Raw genomic sequence first — 10,464 nt, forward strand, 5'->3', positions numbered from 1 at the left:
GTCAGCTTGGTTCTCTTGTGAATGACCATGGGATTTCCTCCTTAATGGATTAGTTATGCAACTGTAGCAAGTTAGGAAATCCCGATAACTTTAAACAACGCTAAATTAACTTACAATTTAAGCCGCAAACTTAGAACCGTCCCAGATTTTGCTTCAGCCATCTTTCCATGGCGCGCCTAATCAGTTCATCTTTGTTAACAGTAAGAGCGATTTCGCAGTTCGGCGCCTTGCTCTCATCGATCACCGTATAGCCGCCGTCGATGACCTGCACATGCGCCTTGCGCGTCGTAAAAAGTTCAGGCCACAAGACCAGACCGACCGCCACCACATCAAAGAGCGTCGGATCGGGATGGGAATAGCTTTCGTAGCGCCATAAAGTGTACAGTCCGCACAGGGCGTTCGTAAGCGGAGAATTGCGGTAGAGCAGCCGCATACGGTTCTCCTCGGTCAGCTTGACGAATGTGGTCACATCCAAACCTGCATAGACCAATTTTGCGCCGCTGTTGACGAATCGTTTGGCGGCTTCTACATCAGCGCGGACATTCCACTCGGCGTCCGGCACTGGTCCGCCGCCGTAGCCCATATAGAACGAGCCGAACATGGATACGACCTTTTCGGCAAGCTGCAGCGCTTTTGGGTCTTTTTGCAGAACATCCTGCATGTTGGGCACAGGTCCGACGGTGATGAGGATGACCTCATTGGGGTATTTGCGCAGGTTTTCGATGATAAAATCCGCTGCATTCTGCCTGCTTGGTTTGAGCCTTTCAAAACCCTCTCCCCAATAGAACTGATTCGAATAACCGGCCAACTCGCGATCGACGCCGACGACGCTCGGCGTATGACGACCGACGATGACCGGTATGTTTTCCAGCCCACATTCCCATAACATGCGGCAGGCCACCTGCGCCCGTTTCGGTGTGTTGCCGTGGTCCAAAACAATGCCAAGGACTTCAAACTCGGGACTGGTAAGGACCAGCGCCAGTGCATATGCGTCGTCGATGTCGCCGGCCAAATCGCAGTCGAAAATGACTTTTTGCTTCTCAGCCGCTAAAGTGGATAAAGTCACCAGCATGACCACCAAGATGCTGCAAAACAGTTGTTTCATATCATCCATCCTTTAAAGTAATACATTAAAAATTTTAGATAATTGCTTGAAGCTCCATAAATTTTATTTATTTTTTAAAGCACTTTAACAGAGCCACGCCGAATGAGTTTAACCGGCAGCTTTAGGGCTAATTTGTGCGGCTCGTGAGAATCTTTGAGCTCGCGCAGCAGATATTCGATGGCTTTTTGTCCCATCTGTTCATAGGGTTGAGCGATTGCGGTCAACGGCGGCGCAAAGAATTGAAAAAAGGGCTGATCGTCGAACGCAATCAGCGAGACATCGTTGGGGATCCGCAGATGCTCTTCATGCACAGCCCGCATGGCGCCCAAGGCGATCAGATTGCTGAGCGCCAACAGCGCCGTCGGCCTCGGTACGTCTTTCATCAAAATGCGTGTTTCATAGTAGCCGTTTTCCTCGATGAACGAATCTCCTGCAACCCAATCCTCATTGAACGGAATTCCCGCATCTTCTAATGCTTGTCGGTAACCGGCGACGCGCTCCTGGTTGGGCGAGGTATAGGGTACTCCCTGCAGACAGGCAATATGAACATGACCGCATTCGATGAGGTACGTGACGGCATCATAGGCGCCGCGAAAATTGTCCGAGGTCACATAGGGAAAAGGCAGGTTGGGGGCGTAGCGATCGATCAGCACGATGGGCAAGCCTTTTTCGCGGAGTTCGAGCAGATGATCGAACCGCTCGCCTACCGGCGCGATGATGAGTCCGTCGATCTGCCGCTTTTGCAGCATGGCGACGGAATCCATTTCGACTCGCGTCTTTTCTTCGGTATTGGCCAAAAGGACGCTATAGCCGGCTTTGCGGCATTGTCCTTGGATAACCGGCACAATTCCGGCAAAAAATGGATTGGAGACATCGGGAATGACAAGTCCTATCGTCAATGTGCGATGCGTACGCAGGCTTGCGGCAAGCGGATTGGGTACAAAGTTCAGTTCTTTAGCCAGCTTGAGGATTTGCTGTTCGGTTTCGGCGCTGATGCGGTACTGCCGTGCTTTACCGTTCAAAACTCGCGACACGGTCGAATCGGAGCAGCCGACCATCGCGGCAATCTTTCTGAGGGTGATGGCGTCGTTCATCGGCGTTTTCCGTCTGCACAATCCTTTGTGCTAACATATTAAAATGATTTACGAATTGCAAGATAATTTTGCAATTTCGCTCATTTTTTTTTCAAGAAAACGCCTCTTCCTCTGCTCTTGAGCCGCATCGCTGCGAAAATAAACGAAAAAACCGCCTTAGCCCATTTGCTTCGACATTGGGGTAAACCAACGAGCGGCCGCAGCAGAGAGGCATAATTTACTGCAGCCGCTCGTCATGCCGGCTTTGCGGCTTTTGTGCCTTACGCAAAAGGGATTCGGCCCTTCCCCTATCTTTTGACTGCCGTCACCGTCACTTTCTGTGTGCCGGTAAAAGAGACGTTCGGCTGCAGAGAAATAAGCAGGCGGTTGTCGTCGACCTGTAAATCGAGGGTTACGATGTAGGGGGTTTCATAGAAAACGACTTTGCTTTGCCAAAGAGTCGGCTCGACCCAGGCGCCGGCGGCTGCGTAGGCATATCTCTCGGCAAAAGTGAGCGCTGCCTCGCCCTTTGACCACTCTTTGCGTCCCACCGTCAGCAGTTCCTGGCCCTTTTCTGTTTTGATTGCCAGCGTCAGCTCTTTGCGTTTCGTCTTGATTTCGATGCTTTGCCAGCCGAACTCGTTCTTTTCGCATTGAAAAATGCTTCGCTCGATCTTTTTTTCCATCGTTGAGTTGCTTTCGCCTGCGGGCATGGGCAGCGCCAGTTGCGCCAATCGACCGGAAAGCTTGCCCTGCTCTTCATTCGGCGGCAGGATTGCCTCCCCCATGGCCGACAACAAATATTTCCACACCAAGTTGAGCACCGCCTGCATATCCCGCACGCCGCCGGTTATAGCGATCACCGCCTCCTGCTGCGGCATGACGATGCAGAATTGACCAAAAGCGCCGTCACCGCGATAGGCGCCGTAACGGCAGCGCCAGAACTGAAAACCGTATCCCTGCTCCCAATCGCTTTCGGGATTGCTGCCGTTCGACGTCTGCAAACTTGTTGCCGCCTCGACCCACTCTTCCGAAAGCAGCCTTTTCCCCTGCCACATGCCCTTTTGCAGGTACAACTGTCCGAATTTGGCGATATCCTCGGTGCACAAATAGAGCCCCCAGCCGCCCAGATTGATTCCCTCGGCATTGCTCTCCCAACGTGCGCAGGTGATGCCGAGCGGTTCGAAAAGCCGCGGCGTCAAATAGTCCATGAGCGTCATGCCGGTTATCTTTTGCAAAACGGCGGAGAGCATGTAGGAAGCACCGCTATTGTAGCGAAAATACGTACCGGGCTTGTGCTCGACGGGAAGAGCAAGAAACTTGGCAGTCCAGCTCTGTTCCGCTTTGGCTTCGGCGACATCCATACGCGTAAGGGTTGCGGTAATACGGTTGACCGTGTCGTCCTGATGGCCGCTGGTCATGCGCAGGAGGTCGCGGATACGCATTGCGCGCAGATTCGGCGAAGGATCGGCCGGCGCCTCGTCCGGGAAAAAGGAGAGCACCGGATCATCCAGGCTCAGACGGCCTTCAGCGACGGCCAAACCTATAGCGGTTGCGGTAAAGCTTTTGCTCAGCGAATAGAGCATGTGGGGATACTCCGGTCTGTACGGCATCCACCACCCTTCGGCGATGACGCGGCCGTGCCGGAGGATCATGACGCTGTGCAGCGCATCAACTTGAGCTTCGGCGGCATCGATAAAATCCAGTATCGCCTGTGAGGGCATTCCCTCCGCTTCCGGAGTGCTGCGCGGCAGCGGTTGGGCAGCCAATAGAGCAGCCGAAAAAAGGCTGAACCACAAAAAGGCTCTCATAAACGGTCTCCTTGTCGGTTGTCCTGATGAAAATTATCATTTTGCGACCAAATATCCAACAGTAAGGGTCGAAGATAAACTATTTATATTTCTGTTTTCCCCCATCGGCCTTTCGTAATGGAAAAGTTTCACCCCGCCGACGTTTCGTATATAAAGTGTGCACATAAAAAAGATGCGTGCGTATTGCACCGCCGGCTTATACCAAAAGAGCAGAAGTTACTACTTAATCTAACAAATACTAAAAAGGAATAATTATTCTAATTTATTGGTTATAACCATGACGAACAAAAATGGAAAGGGACAACTATGATGATAAAGGCTAAACACATATTGTTGACGGCATTCAGTCTGATGCTTTTCGCATTTTACGCACAGGCGCAAACCCTGTTCGGTTCTTTGAACGGCACAGTAACGGACGCCAAAACCGGCGAGCCGCTGGTCGGCGTCAACGTTGTGGTGATGGATACACCCTACGGCGCTTCGACCGATGCCGAGGGCCGCTTTTTCATTCAACGAATTCCGGTCGGTACGTATCGTCTGCGATTCGACTATATCGGCTATGAAAGCGTCATCAAAACCGACATCGTCGTCAAATCTTCGCGCAATGAGGCGGTAAATGCTAGTCTCACGCCGACGGTCATCGAAGGCAGCGAGGTGGTCGTAACAGCCGGCTATTTTGTCGAGTCGACCAAAGCGCAGCCGAGCGTGATTGCGTTAAGCCGCGAAGAAATTCGGCGTTATCCGGGCGGCTTTGAGGACGTGGTACGAACGGTCTCGACTTTGCCCGGAGTAGCGGTCAACAACGCCGGAGGCCGCAACGATCTTTTGGTGCGCGGCGGCGGGCCATCGGAGAACCTTTACGTCATCAACGGCATCGAGGTGCCGAACATCAACCATTTCGGCACGCAAGGCGCCGGCTCCGGCAGCCTCAGCTTCGTCAACCTCGATTTCGTTCAGGATGTGTCATTTTCCACCGGCGGCTTCGGTGCCCGCTACGGCGACAAGATGTCATCCGTGCTTTCTCTGGAAATGATCGAAAACCACGCCACTTCTTTCGATCCTAAACTGACGATTTCCGCCACTCAATACGGCGCCGATTTCCGTCAGCCGTTGGGAAACCGGGGCGGCGTCATTTTTTCGGTACGGAGAAGCTATCTCGATCTAATTTTCAAGGCTGCAGGACTGGCGTTCGTTCCGGTTTATACCGACTTTAACCTAATCGGCCACTATGATCTCACGCCGAAAGACAAGTTGTTCCTGCTCAGTCTGAGCGCCATCAACGACGTAGACCGCGATTTGTCGACCTTTCAGAATCGCGTCGAAAACGCGGGAATTCTCGGCAATGCCCAGTATCAGGCGGTCGCGGGCATGACCTACCGCCGCCTGCTGAACGCCGGCTATCTGGATGCTGTCGTGTCCACCAACTTGTACAAATTCGGCTTTCGCCAGGCTGATCCAGAACTCTTTGAATTCTTTCGCAGCGATGCACGCGAGCGGGAAGTGAACGTTAAGTTGGAACGCTATTGGGTGGCGTCGAAAACCCTGGGCCTGCGCAGCGGCGTATCGGCCAAAACCTCGATATTCAAGAATGAGGTCTCCTTTGCCGATGTGATCTATGACCGCAACGGCAACTCTTTGCCGATTGCCGCACTGGGATTGCCGCAGCGCTTCAGCCAAGACCAAACGGCGTTCAAAACCGCAGCTTATGCGGAAGCGGACTGGCTGCTCCACCCCAAGTGGGAACTCAATCTCGGCGCCCGAGCCGATCGATACGGCTACCTCGAGCAAAAACTCTATGCGGCGCCGCGACTGGCGGTCAACTACAAGCTGAACCCGCAGCACAGCTTCAAATTGAGCGGCGGTGTCTATTATCAGCCGCCTTCTTACGTGTGGCTGACGAATTCGGCCAACCGCAGCCTTAAAGCGCTGCGCAATACCATGGGAGTTTTGGGCTGGAACTATTTGGCGCAGGAAGACCTGAGGCTGTCTGTGGAAACATACTATAAAAGCTATCGCGATTTGCCGACCGGCACCGTGCCGGGCGTAAGCGATTACATCGTTATTACCAACACCGGCACCGACTATGGCGGCTCGCGGGAAAACTTTCAGTCGTTCGGCTATTTCGACATGGTTTCCAAAGGCAAAGGCCGCTCCTACGGCGTTGAGCTGCTGGTGCAGAAAAAGTTTTCGAATACGCCTTTTTACGGCTTGTGGGGCGTGACGCTCAACAAGACGGAATTGACGGCCGGAAACGGCTTGACTTATCCCGGGCAGTACGATCAGCGTTTTATCATGAACCTTTCGGGAGGTTATAAACCGAATCGGAATTGGGAATTCTCGGCCAAATTCCGTTACTATACCGGCGTTCCTTATACACCGGTTTATGTAAAAGGAGCGAATCCCAAGGATCCCCAAAACATCCAGAATCTGCCGGATGAATATTTAGCGGCGCGATTGCCCAGCGCTCATCATCTGGACGTGCGTGTGGATCGCTATTTTTACTTGAAAGGCTCAACGTTGACGGTCTATCTTGACATACAAAACATCTACAATTATCCGATTCCGTTGCGGCCTTCGTACAATTTCTGGGACAACACCATTACCACCAAAAGCCAGATCGGCATTCTTCCGTCGATCGGTGTCAGTTGGGAACTGTAAAACACATTGTCGCCTGCGGCGCGGATCTCAAAACATCCGCGCCGCAGCGCATTTTCCCAAGGATCATGCAGAGCGGGATTTATCCTGTGCATGCAGCGAAATTTAATGCAGCGCATGATTCATCCCGTGCCGGCAGCGCACTTGGTCGCAGCGAGGGATTCATCCCGTGCATATGCAACCCCACGCCATAGAATACATCGGCCCGGTAACCGGCACTGCAGAATATTCTTCTAGTTTCCCGTTGCCGGCCGCACAAAACCGCTGGTCTGCGCTAAAACCCCGCCCCGCGAAACAATTTGAAAAATTGTTTTACGTCGACAATTCGAAAAATTGTTCTACGAGCTGGTCGTAGCGCGAGATTTATCTCGTGCCCGCAGCGTGCGATTCATCCCATGCATATAGCACAATCGGGCGTCCCGCGGTATCCATCCCCCCCCACAAAAAACATCTTAAAAGCTTTCCTTTTTTCTTAAACCCGTTATGCGGCGGAAAACAATCCTCCCCTGCTCTCTAATCTCGCAGTATACCCCACTTTTTCTTTCTTCCTTCTTCCTTCTCCCTTCTCCCTCTCCTTTCTCCCCTCTCTACCTTCGACCTTCGACAATGGACCTTTAACGTTTTTCCCCTTTGCGTAATAACAATAACTTTTGTATAATAGTGCAAAAATAAAAGTACGCCCGTGCGCTTTCTCAACGAACAACACATTCTTATTTTTCTTCTGCAGCTGTTCACCCTTCTGGCCTGGGCGCGCATCTTGGGCGAGCTTTTCCGCAAATGGAAGCAGCCGGCCTTGACCGCGGAAATACTCGTCGGCGTCCTCTTCGGACCAACGGTTATGGGCAGGATCTTTCCCCAATTCTATCATGCCCTTTTTCCCAACGATCCGATCCAGAATAGCATGCTGGAAACCGTCGCTTGGCTCGGCGTGTTTCTATTGCTGTTGGAAACCGGTCTGGAAATCGACTTTTCGATCGCCTGGCGTCAGCGCGGCAGCGCTCTGACCATTGCTCTGACCGACACCCTTGTCCCCTTGGCGTTTGCTTTTTCTTTTGCCCTTCTCATACCGGATCGCTATTTGACGAACCCCGATTCCCGACTGCTCTTTGCCGCCTTTATGGCCGTAGCGCTCGGCATATCCGCCATGCCGGTGGCGGCGCGCGCGCTTCATGACGTCAATCTGCTTAAAGCGGAAACGGGATTTTTAGTCATGTCGTCCTTGGCCGTCAAGGATATCATCGGTTGGGTGTTTTTCGGCATCATTCTCGGCCTGCATGCCAGTTCGCAGTTGGCGTTCAGATCAGTTTTTTTAATTCTTACCGGAGCGATCGGCTTTGCCGCCTTAGCGCTCACTTTCGGACGACAGTTTTCGGTTCAAGTGTTCGACTCACTCAACAAAAGCCGTTATCCCGAGCCTGCCACTTCTCTGACCATCACCGTTCTCTTGGGCTTATTATTCGGCATGATCTGCCAACGGATGGGCATTCATGCTCTTTTCGGCTTCTTTATCGCGGGCGTCATCGTCGGCGAGGCCAAAAGCCTGTCCGAGCAGACGCGGGGCATCATTTCGCAAATGGTGCATGCGTTGTTCGTGCCGGTGTTTTTCGTCAACATCGGCCTAAAAGTGGATTTTGCCGAGCACTTTAATCTTCCGCTTTCCCTTGCGGTTTTAGGAATCGGTGTCGGCAGCCGCTATTGGGGTGCCCGGTTGGGCGCCAATCTCGCCCACCTTCCGCGCCTTAATCGGGATCTCATCTCCATTCTGCACACTCCCGGCGGATTGATGGAGATCGTCGTCGGCTTTCTGGCATTTCAGGGCGGACTCATCGGCCAGCAGGTGTTCGTCGCCATCGTCTTCGCCGCCGTTCTTTCTTCGATTATCCTCGGTCCCTGGCTGTCTCACTCTTTAAAGCGACGAGCCATGACCTCGCCCGCAGATCTTTTATCACCGCAGTCCGTCATTGCCGATCTCAAGGCTTCATCTCTCGAAAACGCCGTTAAAGAGCTCGTCGCCGTTCTTCCGATCAGCGACAGCGCCGTTGGACAAAGAATAATCGAAGGAATCTTGGCGAGAGAAAAAGAGTTCGGCACGGCGGTTGGCGACGGTTTGGCGATTCCACATATGCGTCTTGCCGGACTACGCGACCCGCTTTTGGCCTTCGGCCGTTCGAAGGACGGTATCGATTGGAATGCGCCTGACGGGGTGCCGGTACGCGCCATTTTTCTTCTGGTAACTCCGGCGGCAACGGCAGATATCCACGTTCAGATTCTCGGCCGCATTGCCCGCGCCTGGCGTTCGGAAAGCAACAGACGACGATTGGCGGCGGCAGACGCAGAAGAATTGTACAATGGCCTAAAGGAAATGTTTGACACCAATCGAAAAACTTGATTAACCACACTAAAAATGCATTCCATTATAAAACCGAAAAAGGAGTAACGTGCAGAAAATTTTTTTTATCGGTATCGGCGGCTTTTTCGGCACCCTCTTTCGCTACAGTCTCAGCGGCGCCGTTCAACAAGCCTCGAAAAGCGTCTCTTTTCCCTACGGAACGCTGGCAGTCAACCTGATCGGCTGTTTGGCCGTAGGCTTTCTCTCCTACCTCACCGAAGAATTCGGCCTGCTCAACAGCGTCAATCGGCAAATGGTGTTTATCGGCCTATTGGGCGGCTTTACGACCTTTTCCACCTTTATGAACGAGACATTTCACCTGACGATGGACGGCAGGCTCTGGAGCAGCTTTTTTAATGTACTCTTGCATGTCGTTTTCGGATTTGCAGCTGTCTGGTTAGGTCGGATTGCAGCGCACGCAATATGGAGATGAGCCTATGATTACTCCCACTGAAGGATACCTTTTGCGCATTTTTGTCGGCGAGAGCGACAAGCGCGGCAAGATTCCCCTCTACGAATGGATTGTGCGCGAAGCGCGCGACAAAGACATGGCCGGCGCCACGGTGCTGCGCGGCATTATGGGGTTCGGGCCGAATACGCGCACCATTCACACCTTTAAAATCGAGCGCTTGTCCGAAGACCTGCCGATCGTTATCGAAATCGTCGATACGAAAGAAAAGATCGAGCACTTTCTGGAATATATCGATTGGTTCCTGCAGACCGGCCTGGTGACCGTGGAGCCGGTCCAGGTACGCATCTACCGCCGGCCGGAGAAAAAGACAAATCCTTCCAAGTAGACTTGATGTTGCCGGCATGCTTTTGCGCCCAGTGCGCCGGCCGGATTAAAAAACAGTGCTATCGGGGTTATAATAAAGGAAAATCATTCAGCCCAAAAATAGATGGCTATTTTGCGACCTGTTCTTTGACATCATAAGGCAGTTATATTTGTTCGGGTGCTGCTTTCCGACCAAACTGATAGGGGTGGGTCCTCGTTTCCGGAAACGGTAAGAAATATGCCGAAACACACGACACGGATTAAAGAAAATTTATACACATTGCGCCTTCACCAGACGATTTTTGCCTGATCAATTCGCTATTCTCCTTTCGAGAGTAGGGGCATGGTCGGTTTCGAAAAAAAACTGGTTGAGTTTTTTGTCGACCATATAAACTAAAGTGGAAGCAATATCCATCCGGTTCCATAAATTTGTCGGCCGAAATTAGTTTTTACTCAATTCAAAATAACTTTAAACTGTGTTTTTAGGCATAAACTCTCTCGGAACATATCCGTTTTCACAGCGGTTTTGATCTTTAGTGACGCGAAATGAACCGGATGCTCCGGCTCGTGAATACCGACGCATTAACCAGCTATTGAAAAAATCTTTTCATTGCAGCTTTGATATTCTTTATAACTTGTAAGAAATCCAAGCGTTA

7 protein-coding genes are annotated in these 10,464 nt (G+C 52.0%); 4 read left to right on the forward strand and 3 right to left on the reverse strand.

The genetic code is table 11. The features are described 5' to 3' along the window. Nucleotides 1-130: 130 nt before the first annotated feature. From ONB24_15050 to ONB24_15060, 3 genes are all read right to left on the reverse strand, one after another. Nucleotides 131-1,105 carry a nucleoside hydrolase gene (locus tag ONB24_15050; protein ID MDZ7317428.1) on the reverse strand — a complete coding sequence of 325 codons (975 nt, stop codon included), beginning with the start codon at nucleotides 1,103-1,105 and terminating at the stop codon, nucleotides 131-133. Nucleotides 1,106-1,179: 74 nt separating this feature from the next. Further along, nucleotides 1,180-2,199 (reverse strand): LacI family transcriptional regulator, encoded by a 1,020-nt coding sequence (locus ONB24_15055; GenBank protein MDZ7317429.1) that lies wholly within the window; start codon nucleotides 2,197-2,199, stop codon nucleotides 1,180-1,182. A 287-nt stretch (nucleotides 2,200-2,486) separates the two neighbouring features. After that, nucleotides 2,487-3,989 (reverse strand): beta-lactamase family protein, encoded by a 1,503-nt coding sequence (locus ONB24_15060; GenBank protein ID MDZ7317430.1) that lies wholly within the window; start codon nucleotides 3,987-3,989, stop codon nucleotides 2,487-2,489. Between the two features lie 306 nt (nucleotides 3,990-4,295). Between ONB24_15060 and ONB24_15065 the strand changes: the two genes are divergently transcribed. The 4 genes from ONB24_15065 (at nucleotide 4,296) to ONB24_15080 (ending at nucleotide 9,830) form a co-directional block, all read left to right on the forward strand. Continuing rightward, complete coding sequence (locus ONB24_15065) at nucleotides 4,296-6,647, forward strand: TonB-dependent receptor (protein MDZ7317431.1); 2,352 nt, start codon at nucleotides 4,296-4,298, stop codon at nucleotides 6,645-6,647. Between the two features lie 679 nt (nucleotides 6,648-7,326). Then, the gene (locus tag ONB24_15070; GenBank protein MDZ7317432.1) at nucleotides 7,327-9,033 is read left to right on the forward strand and encodes a cation:proton antiporter; all 1,707 of its coding nucleotides are present in this window, start codon (nucleotides 7,327-7,329) and stop codon (nucleotides 9,031-9,033) included. A 49-nt stretch (nucleotides 9,034-9,082) separates the two neighbouring features. Beyond that, the gene (gene crcB / locus ONB24_15075; GenBank protein MDZ7317433.1) at nucleotides 9,083-9,466 is read left to right on the forward strand and encodes a fluoride efflux transporter CrcB; all 384 of its coding nucleotides are present in this window, start codon (nucleotides 9,083-9,085) and stop codon (nucleotides 9,464-9,466) included. Between the two features lie 4 nt (nucleotides 9,467-9,470). Then, nucleotides 9,471-9,830, forward strand: a complete 360-nt coding sequence (locus tag ONB24_15080; GenBank protein MDZ7317434.1) for a DUF190 domain-containing protein — start codon at nucleotides 9,471-9,473, stop codon at nucleotides 9,828-9,830. Nucleotides 9,831-10,464: the final 634 nt, after the last annotated feature.

The organism is candidate division KSB1 bacterium (assembly GCA_034505495.1).
Lineage (GTDB): Bacteria > Zhuqueibacterota > Zhuqueibacteria > Residuimicrobiales > Krinioviventaceae > Fontimicrobium_A.